The sequence below is a fragment of the Sinorhizobium fredii USDA 257 genome (genome assembly GCF_000265205.3).
GTDB lineage: Bacteria > Pseudomonadota > Alphaproteobacteria > Rhizobiales > Rhizobiaceae > Sinorhizobium > Sinorhizobium fredii_B.
In genome coordinates this window covers 3,311,722-3,326,907 of sequence record NC_018000.1, presented here as the reverse complement: position 1 = coordinate 3,326,907, position 15,186 = coordinate 3,311,722, and the positions used below count along the sequence as shown (strand labels likewise).

The window sequence follows — 15,186 nt, the reverse complement described above, 5'->3', positions numbered from 1 at the left end:
CCGCCTAGGCGGAGCCGCCGATGACAAAGGCTTACTTGTACTCGACCGGGAAACCGATCTGCGGCGGGGTCAGGTCCTTTCCGAACCAGGTCTTGAACGACTTGGCGTAGAAGTCGAACTCGACGCCGGTCATCGCTTCATGCAGCGCGGTGTTGACGAAGTTCAGCCAGTCCTGATCGCCGCGCTTGACGCCGCAGGCATAGGTCTGCGGGTTCCAGCCGTGACCTGCATCCTTGTAGCGACCCGGGTTCTGGGTCATGTACCAGGCGAGCGACGACTGGTCGGTGGCCGCCGCATCGGCGCGGCCGGATTCGAGCGCCTGATAGATCAGGTCGACGGATTCATACTGGTCGACCGTCGCCTCTGGAAGTGCGGCATGGACCATGTCTTCCGCATAGACGTTCTGCAGCACCGAGATGGTGACCGACGAACCGGCGCCCTTCAGCGCCTCGTAATCGGCATACTTCCCATCGCCCTTCAGCATCAGGCCGACACCTTCCCGATAATAGGGAATGGTGAAGGCGATCTGCTGGGCGCGTTCGCCGGTGACGGTCATGAACTGGCAGGTGAGATCGACCTTGTCGGTGGTGATGTTCGGGATACGCGCATCCGACGACTGGTTGACGTACTCGATTTTGTCCGGGTCCCCGAACAGCGCCTTGGCAATGATGCGACCCATATCGACGTCGAAGCCCTGCAGCTTGTCCTCGGCGCTCTTGAAGTGCCACGGCGCATTCGTGCTGCCGGTACCGAGGATCAGGTGGCCGCGCGCCAGAACTTCATCGAGCTTGCTGGACGGTTGCTGCGCTTGAGTGGGCATGGCGGCGAGCGCGGCGACTGCGAGGCTCGCGGCGATGGTGAATGTCTTGATCATCGGAGATCTCCCCTTTTTCGTTCCCGGGCTGTTGTCCGTTATATTGGACATTCGTCCTTAATACCGGATTGACCTATGAAATGCCTCAGTTCATAACTTGTCAAGCGGCATCGGCGAGATTCGCCGTCCGTGATTTCTCGTGGGAGGACCGAGCCTATGACCCTGCCGATCGAAACGCCTGCGGTGCTCGTCGATCTCGACATCGCCCGCCGAAACGTCCACGCCTTTCAGGCCTATGCCGATCGGCACGGCATCCGCGTGCGTCCGCACATCAAGACGCACAAGCTGCCGCAGATGGCCGACCTGCAACTCGAGGCAGGGGCCATCGGCATAACCTGCCAGAAGGTTTCCGAAGCGGAGGCGATGGTCGACGGCAGCGCGCGGATCAAGGATGTGCTGATCACATACAACATCCTCGGCGAAGCAAAGCTCGCGCGCCTGGCCAGATTGAACGCGCGGGTGATCCTCAGTGTGGTGGCGGACAATCCGACGGTCATCGACGGGCTGTCAGCCTATTTTGCCGGTGCGGAGAAGCCGCTCACGGTGCTGGTCGAATGCAACACGGGCGGCGATCGCTGCGGCGTCGCGACCCCCGAAGCGGCGGCTGACCTTGCCCGGCGCATAACAGATGCAGCGGGATTGCGGTTCGGCGGCTTGATGACCTATCCGCCGGTCGGCAGTGCGGCGCGGGTGCAATCCTTCATGAGCGAGGCGAAACGGCTGATCGAGGCGGATGGGCTGGAGGTTCCGAGCATTACGTCGGGTGGCACGCCGAGCATGATGCAAGCGGCCGAAGCGCCAGTCGCAACCGAGTATCGGCCAGGCACCTATATCTACAACGATCGCTCGCTCGTCTCCCGCGGTGTCGCGACTTGGCAGGACTGTGCGCTCACCGTGCTTGCCACGGTCGTCTCCGTGCCGGCGCCGAACAGGGCGATCATCGACGCCGGCAGCAAGGTGTTGACCTCCGACCTTCTCGGTCTCACGGGCTACGGCCATGTGCTCGGGCGCGACGACATCCGCATCGACCAGCTTTCGGAGGAACATGGCCGGCTTGTTTCCGATGGCCCGATCGGCCTCCAGGTCGGCGAGCAGCTTCGCATCGTACCGAACCACGCCTGCGTGGTGACCAACATGGTCGATCTCGTCCATGTGATCGAAGGCGGCGAGCCGATGGCTAAGTGGACCGTCGTCGCCCGCGGCCGCGTTCTCTAATCGTCTTTCAACGGCATCTTCGAGAGATGAGAGCAGCGCCATGAAGTCGCTTGGGCGAAAGTGGCCGAGTCATATTTCGTAGCCCGCAATCGTCAGATGCCGCAAATGCAGTTATGTTAGCGCGGCCAAGATGGGCATTCCTGCGACAAAACATCGGGAGGCTGGGTCGGCAGGGGCAAGAAATTCCCGGAAACGCCTAAAGAAGGATAGGAGATTTCCCGAGTCCGCCCGACGGTGTCATATGTTTGCGTTGAGATAGTCGATTAAATTGATAGTTTTATCTGGCAAAGGATGGAGGTCGACATGAGTTCGAATAGACTTGCCGGAATAGTGAAACTAGCACTTTTGGTCGGAAGCCTGCAGCTCGGCTCGATCGGCCTTGCCGCCGCTGATACGACAATCCTGAACGTGTCCTATGATCCGACCCGGGAACTCTATAAGGATTTCAATGCCGCCTTCGCTGAAAAGTGGCAGGCCGACACGGGCGAAACCGTAACAATCCAGACCTCGCATGGCGGCTCGGGCAAGCAGGCCCGATCTGTGATCGACGGCCTCGAAGCCGATGTGGTGACGCTGGCGCTCGAGGCCGACATCGACGCGATCGCCAAGGCGACCGGCAAGATTCCGGCCGACTGGAAAGGCCGCCTGGACAACAACAGTGCTCCTTATACGTCGACAATCGTCTTTCTGGTCCGCAAGGGCAATCCCAAAGGCATCAAGGACTGGGGCGACCTGACCAAGGAAGACATTCAGGTGATCACCCCGAACCCGAAGACCTCGGGCGGCGCCCGCTGGAACTTCCTGGCCGCCTGGGCTTGGGCGCGTGCCGCCAACGGCGGCGACGATGCCAAGGCGCAGGAATACGTGACGCAACTCTTCAAGCACGTTCCGGTCCTCGATACCGGTGCGCGCGGCGCAACCACCACCTTCGTGCAGCGTGGCCTTGGCGACGTGCTGCTCGCCTGGGAAAACGAAGCCTATCTTTCTCTCGAAGAACTCGGCCCCCACAATTTCGAGATCGTCACGCCATCGATTTCGATCAAGGCCGAGCCGCCGGTGGCCCTCGTCGACGGCAATGTCGACAGCAAGGGCACCCGCAAGGTGGCCGAAGCCTACCTCAACTATCTCTACAGCGATGCCGGCCAGAAGATCGCTGCGAAGCACTACTACCGGCCGTTCAAGCCCCAGCTGGCCGACCCCGCGGACATCGCCCGCTTCGCCGATCTCAAACTTGTCACTATTGACGAATTCGGCGGTTGGAAGGAAGCTCAGCCGAAATTCTTCGCCGATGGCGGCGTTTTCGATCAGATCTACAAGCCGGGACAATAAACCCAATGGCCGTTCGCAGCAGCACGCGATGGCGGTTTCGGCAGCCGAGCGTCCTTCCGGGTTTCGGATTGGCGCTCGGCGTCACACTGACATGGCTTACCCTCATCGTTCTCATCCCCCTTTCCGGCCTGATCTGGCGCTCAAGTGGCCTCGGCTGGTCCAATTTCATGGCACTGGTCCTTGACGAGCGCACCGTCAACGCGTTGACGATCAGCTTCGGCACGGCCTTCATCGCCGCGGTCGTCAACCTCATCTTCGGCGTCATTCTCGCCTGGGTGCTGGTGCGTTATCGGTTTCCCGGCAAGCGGGTGATAGACGCCATGGTCGATCTGCCCTTCGCGCTGCCGACGGCGGTCGCCGGCATCGCCTTGACGGCGCTCTATGCGCCGAACGGCTGGATCGGCTCGCTCCTCGAACCGCTCGGCATCAAGATCGCCTTCACGCCGGCCGGCATCGTCGTGGCGCTCGTCTTCGTCGGTCTGCCCTTCGTGGTGCGCACGGTTCAACCCGTCATGGAGGAAATCGACAAGGAGGTCGAAGAGGCGGCCGCGACGCTCGGCGCCAAACGGTATCAGACGATCAGCCGGGTGCTGCTACCGGGTCTGCTTCCGGCCGGACTGACCGGCTTTGCGCTTGCCTTTGCCCGCGGCGTCGGCGAGTACGGTTCGGTGATCTTCATCGCCGGCAATCTGCCCTATGTCTCGGAGATCGCACCGCTGCTGATCATTATCCGTCTGGAGGAATTCAACTATCCCGCTGCGACCGCTATCGCGACGGTGATGCTGGTCCTCTCCTTCATCATGCTGCTCATCATCAACACGATCCAGTCCTGGAGCAGACGGAGATACAGTAATGACGCTTGATACCAGCTCAGCGCCGACGGCGGCGCCATCCAAAATCGTGAAAACGGCAACCTCGGAAACGCGATTTGCGCGTCTCACGCTGATCATCGTTGCGCTCGGTTTCGTTGCCCTCTTCCTGCTCTTACCCTTGGCGACCGTCTTTATCGAGGCGTTTCGCAAGGGACCGGTCGAGTTCGCGACGGCGCTTCGCGATCCCGAGACCCTTTCGGCGATCCGCCTGACGCTGACCGTCGCCGCGATCTCCGTCCCGCTGAACCTTATTTTCGGAGTGGCGGCCGCCTGGGCGATCGCCAAGTTCGAATTCAAGGGCAAGGCGTTCTTGACGACCCTGATAGACCTGCCCTTCTCCGTCTCGCCGGTGATCTCAGGTCTCGTTTTCATCTTGCTGTTCGGCGCCAACAGCGCCCTTGGCCCCTTCCTGCAGAAGCACGGCATGCAGATTCTCTTCGCCGTGCCGGGCCTTGTGCTTGCCACCGTTTTCGTCACCTTCCCGTTCGTCGCCCGCGAACTCATCCCGCTGATGCAGGAGCAGGGGACGAGCGACGAGGAAGCAGCACTGTCGCTCGGGGCGACCGGCTGGCAGACCTTCTGGCATGTGACGCTGCCGAACATCAAATGGGGCCTGCTCTACGGCGTGCTGCTCTGCAATGCCCGGGCGATGGGCGAGTTCGGCGCCGTCTCCGTGGTTTCCGGTCATATCCGCGGCCAAACGAACACCATGCCCTTGCAGGTCGAAATCCTCTACAATGAGTATAACTTCGTCGCCGCATTCGCGGTGGCGACAGTCCTTGCGCTTCTGGCGCTGGTGACGCTCGTTCTGAAGACGGCACTTGAACTTCGTTACAGCGACGAGATCGCTGCCAGCCGCAGGCATTGAAAGGTCCAGACATCCATGGAAGTCCGCGTCCAGAACATACGCAAGGAATTCGGCCGCTTTCCAGCGCTCGACGACGTATCGCTCGACATCCGGTCCGGCGAACTGATCGCGCTGCTCGGCCCATCCGGCTCCGGCAAGACGACGCTGCTGCGGCTGATCGCCGGGCTCGAAAGCCCGACCGACGGGACGATCTTCTTCGGCGCCGAGGACGCGTCGCGGAAAAGTGTGCAGCAGCGAAACATCGGTTTCGTCTTCCAGCACTATGCGCTGTTCCGGCACATGACCGTGCTCGACAACGTCTCCTTCGGGCTGAAGGTCAGGCCCTCCAGCCGGCGTCCGCCGGCCGCCGAGATCCGCCGCCGAGCCCTCGATCTCCTCGAACTGGTGCAGCTTTCCGGCCTGGAAAAGCGCTATCCGGCCCAGCTCTCCGGCGGCCAGCGCCAGCGCGTGGCGCTCGCCCGCGCCATGGCCGTGGAGCCGAACGTCCTGCTGCTCGACGAACCCTTCGGTGCGCTCGACGCGCAGGTTCGCAAGGAGCTCCGCCGCTGGCTGCGCGAGATCCACGACCGCACCGGCCATACGACGGTCTTCGTCACCCACGACCAGGAGGAGGCGCTCGAGCTTGCCGACCGCGTCGTGGTGATGAGCAAGGGCGCGATCGAACAGGTCGGCACGCCCGACGAGATCTACGATCGCCCGGTGTCGCCTTTCGTCTACGGCTTCATCGGCCAGTCGAACTGCATTGATGTCACCCTTTCGAGCGGCGAGATCTGGTTCGAGGACCGGCCGATCGGCCTGCGTGCCGCAAGCGAACCGGACGGGGCGGCGACCCTCTACTTCCGCCCGCACGACATTGAACTCATCGACGGTTGCGGCGGCTGTCTCGCCGGCCTCGTCACGGCGAGCCGACGCGTCGCGGGCACCCGGCACCTGGAGCTCGATCTCGGCAAGACCCATCCTTCGATCGAGATCGAACTGCCGCCGGAGCGGGCCTCCTCGACGGACCACACCCGCATCGCCTTCCGGCCGACCAAATGGACGCTTTTCCGCAAGCAAGGCGGCTTAGCAGCCATCCCGCAACGCGTGGAAGCCCCCGCAAGCGAACTGGCACGCACCGGCACCTGAACGGGCGCCGCAGACGTGCCGCCCATGCGGCGATTCGAAGTGCTACAGCGACCTTTGTGCTTCTGAAAAGAACACGGCGCTGTAGTGCCGGGATGAGGTTTGTTCTATCAGAGCGATAGCGTCGGCTCCGGATTCCGCAACCGGCTGCCCATCGCCTTTGGAGCCACCTCATGACCATCATCGAAGAGCTTGTCCGAACCCTCGGCGACGTCCTACTGACCGGCGACCGCATCGGCGACGCTATCGCAGCGATGCCAGCCTGAGCGGACGCAGCCTGCCGAAGGCCATCATTCGTCCGGCGAGCGTGGCCGACGTCGCCACCGCCCTCAGCATCTGCAACGAGCACCGCCAGAGCGTGGTGCCGCAGGGCGGCATGACCGGTCTTGCCGGCGGCGCCAATCCGGACGCAGACGATATCGTCATCTCGCTGGAGCGGATGAGCGGCATCGAGGAGATCGACAGCGCCGCCGCAACGATGACGGTGCTTGCCGGAACCTGCACATCGCCTTCTCGGAGCCGGACGCGGACGCCGAGACGCTGCACGAGGTCGACGGGATCGTCTACGCCCTTGTTGGCCGCTACCACGGCTCGATCTCTGCGGAACACGGCATCGGCATCCTGAAACGCGACTTTCTCGACCGCTCCCGCAGCCCTGCGGAGCTCGAGGTGATGCGGCGCATCAAGACTGCGCTCGACCCGAACGGTATTTTGAACCCCGGCAAGGTACTTGGCCGATGATGACTTACTCAAGCCACGACGCTGGCGATTTCGGCAGCCGGCCTTCCGGGTCGATGACCTCGAGTTGAGGGCCGCCGCGCCCGTTCCAGCGCCAGAGGGCCACACAAGTGCCGCCGGGTGACATGTAGGACGGATAAATGACGCCGTCGTAGCCGCGCTTCAAAAGGTCGGCGTGGGTCTTGTGCGTCTGCGGCAACAAGCCCCTATCGAGCTCGTCGCGCCACTCGCAGCGGTGAATGGTTTCCTCGAGCCCGAGTCCGGCAAGGACATCGCCATCCGTGAGATCCACCAGCTTCGCATCGCGAAGCTCGAGCTGCACGATCAGCGCCGGATGCTGCACGAAGCCTTGATTGTATTCCGCCCAGGCGGTGGAAAGTTCGCGTGCGGCATAGATCGTCGGGGTGCCGATCGGATTCCATCGGCCGCCGAAGCGGGCAGCGCCGTCGCCGGAAAGCGGCATATGGGCCCAGCGCGGCACGAAGGCGCGCGAGAGCGTCATCGGCCCGGCCGACGCCATTGGCCCTGAACTAGAGCGGGGCGCAGGCGGAGAACCGCTCACGCGTTTCCTCGTCCCGCTCTCAAGCGTAGACGCCGGCGCGGATGGCTTCGAGATAGGCGAGGACCTTGTCGGCCTTGCCTTCGCCGACCAGATCGTATGCGGTCTTCCCGGCCCAGCCGGGGATCGGCTGGTGCTTGAACCAGATGACGGCGCGCGCTTCGTCTCCCGCCATCTCGGATGCCATGGCAAGAATGCGAACGACCTTGCTCAAGGCGCTGTCGACCTTGCGCGCGCCGGACTTTGCCGTCAGCGTATTGCGCGCGACGCCAATCAGCTTGGCGAGTTCGGCAAGCGTGACGCCGAGCCGATCGGCGACAAGGCGTGCCGACAGGAACGGGGAGTGATCATCCCCGAAACGCGCCGCCGGTATCTGGAAATCGACCGCCACCATCACAGAGCTCGAACCTGTTTTGATCAGTTCATCATGAAAATAGGATCAGTTGCCGCTCAATTCAAGCACAATTCGAAACCTTGGCCCGGAAGGCTCAGGTCCGCCAGTAAGGCTCGCGGCGCTCGAAGAAGGCGGAGACCCCTTCCCGCGCTTCGTCCGTTTCCCAGGTGTCGGCGAGCTGCTCGATCGTCGCGGCGATGACGACATCGGTAATTGGGCTCCCGAGTGACCGCGCGAGCCGCTTGGCGCGGCCGGCCGCCCCCGGCGCCGCCGCCAGATAGGACGCAACTTCCGCTTCGACGGCGGCATCCAGCGTGGCGACGTTGACAACCATCGACACCAATCCGGCGGTTTTCGCCTCTTCGGCCCCGAAAAGCCGCGCGGACATGAACAGAGGCCGCGCCCGTGCCTCGCCGATCCGGGCGATGACATAGGGGCTGATCGTCGCCGGGATGAGCCCGAGGCGGGTTTCCGTCAGCCCAAATTTTGCACCGTTCTCGGCGATGACGGCATCGCACACGCTGATCAGCCCGACGCCGCCGCCGAAAGCATTGCCGTGGACGCGCGCGATCAAGGGTTTCGGCATCTCGTTCAACGCCTTGAACATCATCGCCAGCCGCGTCGCCTCGGCGATCCGCGTCTGCCTGTCGGCGGTAAACTGCTGCCGCATCCAATCCAGGTCGCCGCCCGCACAGAAGCTTTTGCCATCTGCCACGAGGGCGACCGCCCGCACCGTCGCATCGGCTCCAAGCCGGCCCGCCACGTCCGTGAGTTCGCTGATCATCAGGGCAGAGAGCGCGTTGTGCTTTTCCGACCGGGCGAGCGTCAGCCGGACAATGCCACGCTCATCGCTCGCGTAACGGATCGTCTGATAAGTCATGCCGCACTCCTCAAGGATCGCGCGAAGGCGGCGGCGCGATCGAGCTTTTCGGCATCGAGACCTGTCGAAAAACCTCTCTTCTGCAGGAAAGTGTTCACCGCGACCGTATCGACATTGCCGGCTGCGCCCGGCGCATAGGGGCATCCGCCGAGACCCCCCGCAGATGCGTCGAACACTCTGAGGCCGCGCTCCAGGGACATCGCGATATTTTCGAGTGCGCGACCCGACGTATCGTGGAAATGGCCTGCGAGCTTCGTTGCGGCAATCTCGCCGAGCACCGCTTCCAGCATGGCGTCGATGGCTTCCGGGGTACCGCGCCCAATCGTGTCACCCAGGCTGATCTCGTAGCAGCCGAGGTCGGCAAGCAGCCGCGCCACGTGGGCGGTAGCCGCTGGCGCGATTGCACCCTCATAGGGGCACTCGACGACGCAGCTCACATAGCCGCGCAGCGGAAGGCGGTGATGGCGGCTCGCCTCCGCCACCGGGCGGAACCGCTCGATGCTTTCGGCGATCGAACAGTTGATGTTCTTTTGGGAGAAGCTTTCGGAGGCGGAAGCGAAGATCGCTACCTCGTCGGCGCCGGAGGCAAGGGCGGCCTCGAAGCCGCGCATGTTCGGCGTCAGCGCCGCATAGCGCGTGCCCTGGCGTCTCGCAATTGCGGCCATTACTGCCGGAGCATCGGCCATCTGCGGCACCCAGCGCGGACTGACGAAACTCGTCACCTCGATCCGCTCGTAGCCGCAGTCGGAAAGCAGGTCGACAAGTCTGATCTTGTCGCCGGTATCGACGAGCCTCGCCTCGTTCTGCAGGCCATCCCGGGGCGCCATCTCCACGATCGTCACATGTTCGCCTTGCTGCGAAGTCATTCGGCCTTACCCCTTTTCAACGTGCCATTGATTGCCGCAAGCTGTCGTGGCGCAGGTGAGATGGGTATGGCTGTCATTCGGCTGTCCTCGATGGCTCCGGCGGCTGGGCCGCCTGTCTCACCGCCCTTGGTTCGACCGCTGATTGCTCGATGCCCGCGATGGCTAAGTAAGGCGATGTCGGCGATCCCAGGCCTGCGCCGGCTCCCAACGATGCGAGGCACCCGATGGAGGTATTTGTTGGAATAGACGTCGCAAAAGAGACCCACTGGGTCTGTGCGCTCGATCATGCGGCTCGCGTTCTTCTCAACCGTGCCGTCGACAACGAACAGGCCGATATCGACGCCCTTGTCAGGGAACTGGTGGCCCTTGGCGACGACGTTGTGATCGGGCTGGACATCACCGGATCGCTGGCCCGCTTCCTTGAAGCGGTCCTGCTGGCCGAGGGCCTGCGTCTCGTCCACGTACCGGGCATCGCCGTCAACCGGGCCGGACACGGCTTTGCCGGCGGCGAGCGCAAGTCGGACCCACGCGATGCCCACACCATCGCCGATCTCGTCCGCACCCGGTCGCTGCGTCCGATCCTGCCCGACGACGAGACCGTCATCGCGCTTCGACTGAAGGTCACACGCCGACGCGAGATCACCGATGACCAGACACGCCGTATCTCCCGATTGCGCCAGCTCCTCGGCGCCATTCATCCCGGCCTGGAGCGGCGCCTCGACCTGACGGGCAAGGGACCGCTCGTGCTCATCACCCGCTATGTCACGCCGGGCGAGATCCGCTCTGCAGGCCACAAGAGGATCGTAGCCTACCTCAGGAAGACGCCGCATCTGCATGCGGCCGAAGCGCTTGCCCGGGCCGCACTCGAAGCCGCCCAGGGCCAGCGAACCGTCGTGCCGGGGGAGGCCGTCTTCGCCGACATGATCCGTGAGATCGCAGCCGAAGCGCTCGAAGCCCGCCAGATCCTTGGCCGCCTCGACAGGGATATCGAGGCGCTTCTCGACGACCACCCTGATGGCGCCCTCATCCGTTCCCTGCCGGGGATGGGGGCGGTATTGACGGCGGAACTCATCGCCAACATCGGCACCATCGACAGGTTCCCCTCCGCCGACGCGCTGGCCAGCGCCGCCGGTCTGGCGCCTGTCATCCGACAGTCCGGAATGTCCAGGAACTGGCGACGTGCCCATGGCGGCGACAAGGCCCTCAAACGCGTCTTCTTCCAGAGCGCCTTCTGCGCCGTCTCCACAAGGGACCCACTGACCAAGGCCTTCTACGACCGAAAGCGAAAAGAGGGAAAACACCACACCCAGGCTATCATCGCCCTGGCCAGACGGCGCATAACCGTCCTCTGGACCATGATCCGATCCAGACAGGCATTCGATCCCAACCGAAAAGCGGCTTGACTTTTCCATTACTCAGCAGCCTCCTCGTCGAGCTTGACGAGCACGGTGCCTTCGCTGACCTGCGCGCCCTCGGCGACATGCACGCTGGCGACCTTGCCTTCCCGCGTCGCGGACAGCGTCAGCTCCATTTTCATCGCCTCCATGACGACGAGCGGCTGCCCCTTGGAGACCGCCTCGCCGGCGCCGACGCGCACCAGCTTGATGAGGCCCGGCATCGGCGCGATGAGTTCGTCATCGGCGACCTCGCTGCTGTGCCCGCCCGTCAGCGAATCCGGCAGGTGGTAGACCCGGTTGCGGCCGCCGAGGAACAAGGTCAATGTCTCGCCGTCGCGGAGGAAGCCAAACAAGCGCTTCTGCCCGGAGACCTCCAGCCGGGCGCCGCCCTCGAACCGCTCGAGCACCAGAACCGGCAGAGTACTCGACCCGGCATGCACTGCGAACTGGTCGCGTCCGCGCGCCCTAAGGGTTGCCGCCGAGCGGCTTCCCCCCTGCTCGATCGTGACCGTCCGCTGCGCGTCGCCCCAGATCTGCCAATAGCCGAGCGACGACCATGGATCGCTTGTGACGACGGGATCGAGCACGCCCGTCGCAACGATTGCCGCCAGCGCCAGCGCCTCGTCGTCCGGCGCAACCGGCGCCGTCAGACGCTCGATTTCGCGGTCGATCAGCCCTGTATCCGGCCTGCCCGAACGGAAATCATGCTCTTCCGTCAGGCGGATGAGGAAGTCGAGATTGGTGACCGTACCGCCAATCCGGCATTCCTTAAGCGCCGCCTGCAATTGGCCAAGGGCCGCCGACCGGTTGGGGCCATGGACGATGAGCTTGGCGATCAAAGGATCGTAATAGGACGTGACCATGTCGCCCTGCCGCACCCCGGAGTCGATCCGCACATTGCCGTCGGGAAAGTGCAAGTGCTTCAACCGGCCGATTGCGGGCAAGAATCCCTTGGCGGCATCCTCCGCGTAGATCCGTGCCTCGAACGACCAGCCGTCGATGTGGATGTCGGACTGTTTCTTCGGCAGAGGCTCCCCGGCGGCAACGCGCAACTGCCACTCGACGAGATCGAAGCCGGTGATCGCTTCCGTCACCGGGTGCTCGACCTGCAGTCTCGTGTTCATCTCCATGAAAAAGAACTGATCCGGCCAGAGCCCATCCGTCACGTCGGCGATGAACTCGACGGTCCCGGCGCCGACATAGCCGATCGCCCGCGCTGCCCTCACCGCCGCATCGCCCATGGCGCGGCGCACCTCGGCGGTCATGCCCGGTGCCGGCGCCTCCTCGATCACCTTCTGGTGCCGGCGCTGCAGCGAGCAATCGCGTTCGAAGAGATGGACGATATTGCCTTGCCGGTCGCCGAACACCTGAACCTCGATGTGGCGCGGCCTGGACAGATATTTTTCGATCAGCACCGAGCCGTCGCCGAAGGCTGCCTCGGCCTCCCGCCGGGCAGCCTCGAGCGCCGAGCCGAAATCCTCCGGCCGGTCGACGCGCCGCATGCCCTTGCCGCCGCCGCCGGCGCGGGCCTTGATCAGCACCGGGTAGCCGATCTCGGCAGCCTGCGCCGTCAGGAACGCAGCATCCTGCTCTTCGCCGTGATAGCCGGGCACGACCGGAACGCCGGCGCGCTCCATCAGCGCCTTGGCCGCGTCCTTCAATCCCATGGCGCGGATCGCGTCCGGCGAGGGCCCGACGAACACCATGCCCGCGGCCTCGACTGCGGCGGCAAAGTCGGCATTCTCCGAAAGAAAACCGTAGCCCGGATGAATGGCGTCCGCGCCGACGCTTCTCGCCGCCGCGATGATGCGCTCGATCGACAGATAGCTCTCGGCGGCCGGCGCCGGCCCGATCCTCACCGCTTCATCGGCAAGTGCCACATGGAGCGCGTCGTCGTCGGCATCGGAATAGACGGCGACAGTGCGGATGCCGAGCCGACGGGCCGTGCGTATGACGCGGCAGGCGATCTCACCACGATTCGCAATCAGGAGCTTCGAAAACATGCGCCTCACTTCCCGCTTTACTGCGCCGCCACCACTTCGACTTCAAGGAGCCAGGCAGAATCGAAGATGCCGGCAATCACCACCGTCATCGCCGGCGCCAGCGCCCCCAGATAGTCGTTGCGGATCTCGCGGTTCGCGACGAGATGATGCCTGTCGGCAAGATAGGTCGTGACCTTGACAATGTCGGCCTTGGACATGGCGGCAGCCTTCAGCTGTGCATCGACGTTCAGCCAAATCTGGCGGGCCTGCGCCTCGAAACCTTCCGGCACGACATCGTTCGAGTTCATCGGCACCTGACCGCTGACGAAAAGCAGACGCCGGAAATTCTCGATGCTGACTGCCTGCGAATAGCCGCCGCGCGGCTGCGGCGCGCTCATGGCGTTGATATTGTCGCGTTTCATTCCCGAGCTCTCCCCGCTACATCCTGAACAGCCCGAAACGGGTGTCCTCGACCGGCGCGTTCAGCGCAGCCGACAGCGACAGGGCCAGCACCTCCCGGCTCTTGCGCGGATCGACGACGCCATCGTCCCACAGACGCGCCGACGCGTAGAGCGGATGGCTCTGACGCTCGAAGAGATCGAGAACCGGCTGGCGAAAGCGAGCCTCCTCCTCTTCGTTCCAGGGAGTCCCGGCGCGCCTGAGCGCCTCGCCGCGCACGGTCGAAAGCACGCCCGCCGCCTGTTCGCCGCCCATCACCGAGATGCGGCTGTTCGGCCAGGTCCACAGGAAGCGCGGCGAGAACGCTCGTCCGCACATGCCGTAGTTGCCGGCTCCGAACGAGCCGCCGACCAGCATGGTGATCTTCGGAACCTGCACGGTTGCAACAGCCGTCACCAGCTTGGCGCCGTGCTTGGCGATGCCTTCGGTCTCGTATTTGCGCCCGACCATGAAGCCGGTGATGTTCTGCAGGAAGACGAGCGGGATCCTGCGCTGGGCGCAGAGTTCGACGAAATGGGCGCCCTTCAGCGCCGATTCCGAAAACAATACGCCGTTATTGGCGACGATGCCGACCGGGATGCCGTGGATATGGGCGAAGCCGCAGACGAGCGTCGTGCCGAAGCGTGCCTTGAACTCGTCGAACCGCGAGCCGTCGACGATCCGGGCGATCACTTCGCGAATTTCATAGGGCGTCTTCAGGTCGCCGGAGACGATGCCGGCGATCTCGTCCGGATCGTAGAGCGGCGGTTCCGGCTTGCGAAGCTCCACGGATTGCGGCTTCTCGCGGTTGAGCGCGGCGACAGCGCGTCGGGCGAGCGCCAGCGCGTGCGCGTCGTCGCGCGCCAGGTGATCGGCAACGCCGGAGAGCCGCGTATGTACGTCGGCGCCGCCGAGGTCCTCGGCTGAAACCACCTCTCCGGTCGCCGCCCGCACCAGCGGCGGGCCGGCAAGAAAGATCGTCCCCTGACCTTCGACGATGATCGTCTCGTCGGACATCGCCGGCACATAAGCGCCGCCTGCCGTGCAGGACCCCATGACCACGGCGATCTGCGGGATCCCGGCCGCCGACATGTTGGCCTGATTATAGAAGATGCGGCCGAAGTGATCGCGATCCGGAAAGACCTCGTCCTGGTTCGGAAGGTTCGCGCCGCCGGAATCGACCAGATAGACGCATGGAAGCCTATTCTCGGCGGCGATCTCCTGCGCCCTCAGATGCTTCTTCACCGTCAGCGGATAATAGGTGCCGCCTTTGACGGTGGGGTCGTTGCAGACGACCATGCATTCGCGGCCGGAAATCCGCCCTATGCCGGCAATCAGCCCGGCGGCCGGTGCGTCGCCGTTATACATCCCATGCGCGGCCGTCGCTGCAATTTCGAGAAAGGGCGTGCCCGGATCGACGAGGGCCGCCACCCGGTCCCGCGGCAGGAGCTTGCCGCGGCTGACATGGCGCTCGCGTGCGGTCTCTCCACCGCCGCCCGCCGCCAGCCGCACCGCTTCCTCTATCGTCGAGATCGCCTCCGCCATGGCGGCACGGTTTGCCTTGAACACATCCGAGGATGGCGAGATGTGCGATCGCAATATTGTCATTGTCCCCCAGCCCTGCCCTTCCTCATTCCAGCGGTGCGCCGCGT

General features: G+C 64.0%; 15 protein-coding genes and 1 pseudogene. 8 read left to right on the top strand and 8 right to left on the bottom strand.

The window, feature by feature from the left end; all coding sequences use genetic code 11:
• Positions 1-31: 31 nt before the first annotated feature.
• Positions 32-874, bottom strand: a complete 843-nt coding sequence (locus USDA257_RS15410) for a transporter substrate-binding domain-containing protein (protein WP_014763905.1) — start codon at positions 872-874, stop codon at positions 32-34.
• A gap of 156 nt (positions 875-1,030) precedes the next feature.
• Between USDA257_RS15410 and USDA257_RS15405 the strand changes: the two genes are divergently transcribed.
• From USDA257_RS15405 to USDA257_RS38965, 7 genes and pseudogenes are all read left to right on the top strand, one after another.
• A complete protein-coding gene (locus tag USDA257_RS15405; RefSeq protein ID WP_014763904.1) occupies positions 1,031-2,089 on the top strand; it encodes a D-TA family PLP-dependent enzyme in 1,059 nt (352 codons plus the stop codon).
• A 303-nt stretch (positions 2,090-2,392) separates the two neighbouring features.
• Entirely contained in the window at positions 2,393-3,418 is a 1,026-nt protein-coding gene (locus USDA257_RS15400; protein WP_014763903.1) for a sulfate ABC transporter substrate-binding protein, read from the top strand.
• Between the two features lie 5 nt (positions 3,419-3,423).
• On the top strand, positions 3,424-4,281 hold the full coding sequence (gene cysT / locus USDA257_RS15395) for a sulfate ABC transporter permease subunit CysT (protein WP_014763902.1): 858 nt from the start codon (positions 3,424-3,426) through the stop codon (positions 4,279-4,281).
• A complete protein-coding gene (cysW, locus tag USDA257_RS15390) occupies positions 4,271-5,158 on the top strand; it encodes a sulfate ABC transporter permease subunit CysW (RefSeq protein ID WP_014763901.1) in 888 nt (295 codons plus the stop codon). Before cysT ends, cysW begins: the two co-directional genes overlap by 11 nt.
• 15 nt (positions 5,159-5,173) lie before the next feature.
• Complete coding sequence (locus tag USDA257_RS15385) at positions 5,174-6,283, top strand: sulfate/molybdate ABC transporter ATP-binding protein (RefSeq protein WP_014763900.1); 1,110 nt, start codon at positions 5,174-5,176, stop codon at positions 6,281-6,283.
• Between the two features lie 170 nt (positions 6,284-6,453).
• Positions 6,454-6,779, top strand: a pseudogene (locus tag USDA257_RS38970) (FAD-binding oxidoreductase); the annotation flags it as partial.
• Positions 6,779-7,021, top strand: coding sequence for an FAD-binding oxidoreductase (locus USDA257_RS38965; protein WP_425475325.1), 243 nt, complete (start codon positions 6,779-6,781; stop codon positions 7,019-7,021). The pseudogene USDA257_RS38970 and the gene USDA257_RS38965, both read left to right, overlap by 1 nt.
• 4 nt (positions 7,022-7,025) lie before the next feature.
• On the opposite strand, the gene USDA257_RS15375 is transcribed toward USDA257_RS38965, so the two are convergent.
• The 4 genes from USDA257_RS15375 to USDA257_RS15360 all read right to left on the bottom strand — a co-directional run bounded on the left by USDA257_RS15375 (position 7,026) and on the right by USDA257_RS15360 (position 9,717).
• On the bottom strand, positions 7,026-7,520 hold the full coding sequence (locus USDA257_RS15375) for an RES family NAD+ phosphorylase (RefSeq protein ID WP_080605795.1): 495 nt from the start codon (positions 7,518-7,520) through the stop codon (positions 7,026-7,028).
• A gap of 79 nt (positions 7,521-7,599) precedes the next feature.
• Positions 7,600-7,971 carry a DUF2384 domain-containing protein gene (locus USDA257_RS15370; protein WP_014763897.1) on the bottom strand — a complete coding sequence of 124 codons (372 nt, stop codon included), beginning with the start codon at positions 7,969-7,971 and terminating at the stop codon, positions 7,600-7,602.
• A gap of 94 nt (positions 7,972-8,065) precedes the next feature.
• A complete protein-coding gene (locus tag USDA257_RS15365; protein ID WP_014763896.1) occupies positions 8,066-8,851 on the bottom strand; it encodes a crotonase/enoyl-CoA hydratase family protein in 786 nt (261 codons plus the stop codon).
• Positions 8,848-9,717 carry a hydroxymethylglutaryl-CoA lyase gene (locus tag USDA257_RS15360; RefSeq protein ID WP_014763895.1) on the bottom strand — a complete coding sequence of 290 codons (870 nt, stop codon included), beginning with the start codon at positions 9,715-9,717 and terminating at the stop codon, positions 8,848-8,850. Before USDA257_RS15360 ends, USDA257_RS15365 begins: the two co-directional genes overlap by 4 nt.
• 224 nt (positions 9,718-9,941) lie before the next feature.
• Here USDA257_RS15360 and USDA257_RS15355 point away from each other — a divergent pair, with 224 nt between their 5' ends.
• Entirely contained in the window at positions 9,942-11,120 is a 1,179-nt protein-coding gene (locus USDA257_RS15355) for an IS110 family transposase (RefSeq protein WP_014763894.1), read from the top strand.
• Positions 11,121-11,128: 8 nt separating this feature from the next.
• Here USDA257_RS15355 and USDA257_RS15350 read toward each other — a convergent pair whose 3' ends face one another.
• Genes USDA257_RS15350 through USDA257_RS15340 form a run of 3 tightly spaced genes read right to left on the bottom strand, consistent with a single transcriptional unit; the run spans position 11,129 to position 15,142 of the window.
• Positions 11,129-13,117, bottom strand: a complete 1,989-nt coding sequence (locus USDA257_RS15350; RefSeq protein ID WP_014763893.1) for an acetyl/propionyl/methylcrotonyl-CoA carboxylase subunit alpha — start codon at positions 13,115-13,117, stop codon at positions 11,129-11,131.
• Positions 13,118-13,134: 17 nt separating this feature from the next.
• Entirely contained in the window at positions 13,135-13,518 is a 384-nt protein-coding gene (locus tag USDA257_RS15345; protein ID WP_014763892.1) for a RidA family protein, read from the bottom strand.
• A 16-nt stretch (positions 13,519-13,534) separates the two neighbouring features.
• Positions 13,535-15,142, bottom strand: coding sequence for a carboxyl transferase domain-containing protein (locus tag USDA257_RS15340; protein ID WP_014763891.1), 1,608 nt, complete (start codon positions 15,140-15,142; stop codon positions 13,535-13,537).
• Positions 15,143-15,186 lie beyond the last annotated feature (44 nt).

Excerpts from the sequence above, each read along its gene's own strand:
- USDA257_RS15410 (WP_014763905.1), bottom strand. The coding sequence starts at position 874 with ATGATCAAGACATTCACCATCGCCGCGAGCCTCGCAGTCGCCGCGCTC.
- USDA257_RS15405 (WP_014763904.1), top strand. The coding sequence starts at position 1,031 with ATGACCCTGCCGATCGAAACGCCTGCGGTGCTCGTCGATCTCGACATC.
- USDA257_RS15400 (WP_014763903.1), top strand. The coding sequence starts at position 2,393 with ATGAGTTCGAATAGACTTGCCGGAATAGTGAAACTAGCACTTTTGGTC.
- cysT (WP_014763902.1), top strand. The coding sequence starts at position 3,424 with ATGGCCGTTCGCAGCAGCACGCGATGGCGGTTTCGGCAGCCGAGCGTC.
- cysW (WP_014763901.1), top strand. The coding sequence starts at position 4,271 with ATGACGCTTGATACCAGCTCAGCGCCGACGGCGGCGCCATCCAAAATC.
- USDA257_RS15385 (WP_014763900.1), top strand. The coding sequence starts at position 5,174 with ATGGAAGTCCGCGTCCAGAACATACGCAAGGAATTCGGCCGCTTTCCA.
- USDA257_RS15375 (WP_080605795.1), bottom strand. The coding sequence starts at position 7,520 with ATGACGCTCTCGCGCGCCTTCGTGCCGCGCTGGGCCCATATGCCGCTT.
- USDA257_RS15370 (WP_014763897.1), bottom strand. The coding sequence starts at position 7,971 with ATGGTGGCGGTCGATTTCCAGATACCGGCGGCGCGTTTCGGGGATGAT.
- USDA257_RS15365 (WP_014763896.1), bottom strand. The coding sequence starts at position 8,851 with ATGACTTATCAGACGATCCGTTACGCGAGCGATGAGCGTGGCATTGTC.
- USDA257_RS15360 (WP_014763895.1), bottom strand. The coding sequence starts at position 9,717 with ATGACTTCGCAGCAAGGCGAACATGTGACGATCGTGGAGATGGCGCCC.
- USDA257_RS15355 (WP_014763894.1), top strand. The coding sequence starts at position 9,942 with ATGGAGGTATTTGTTGGAATAGACGTCGCAAAAGAGACCCACTGGGTC.
- USDA257_RS15350 (WP_014763893.1), bottom strand. The coding sequence starts at position 13,117 with ATGTTTTCGAAGCTCCTGATTGCGAATCGTGGTGAGATCGCCTGCCGC.
- USDA257_RS15345 (WP_014763892.1), bottom strand. The coding sequence starts at position 13,518 with ATGAAACGCGACAATATCAACGCCATGAGCGCGCCGCAGCCGCGCGGC.
- USDA257_RS15340 (WP_014763891.1), bottom strand. The coding sequence starts at position 15,142 with ATGACAATATTGCGATCGCACATCTCGCCATCCTCGGATGTGTTCAAG.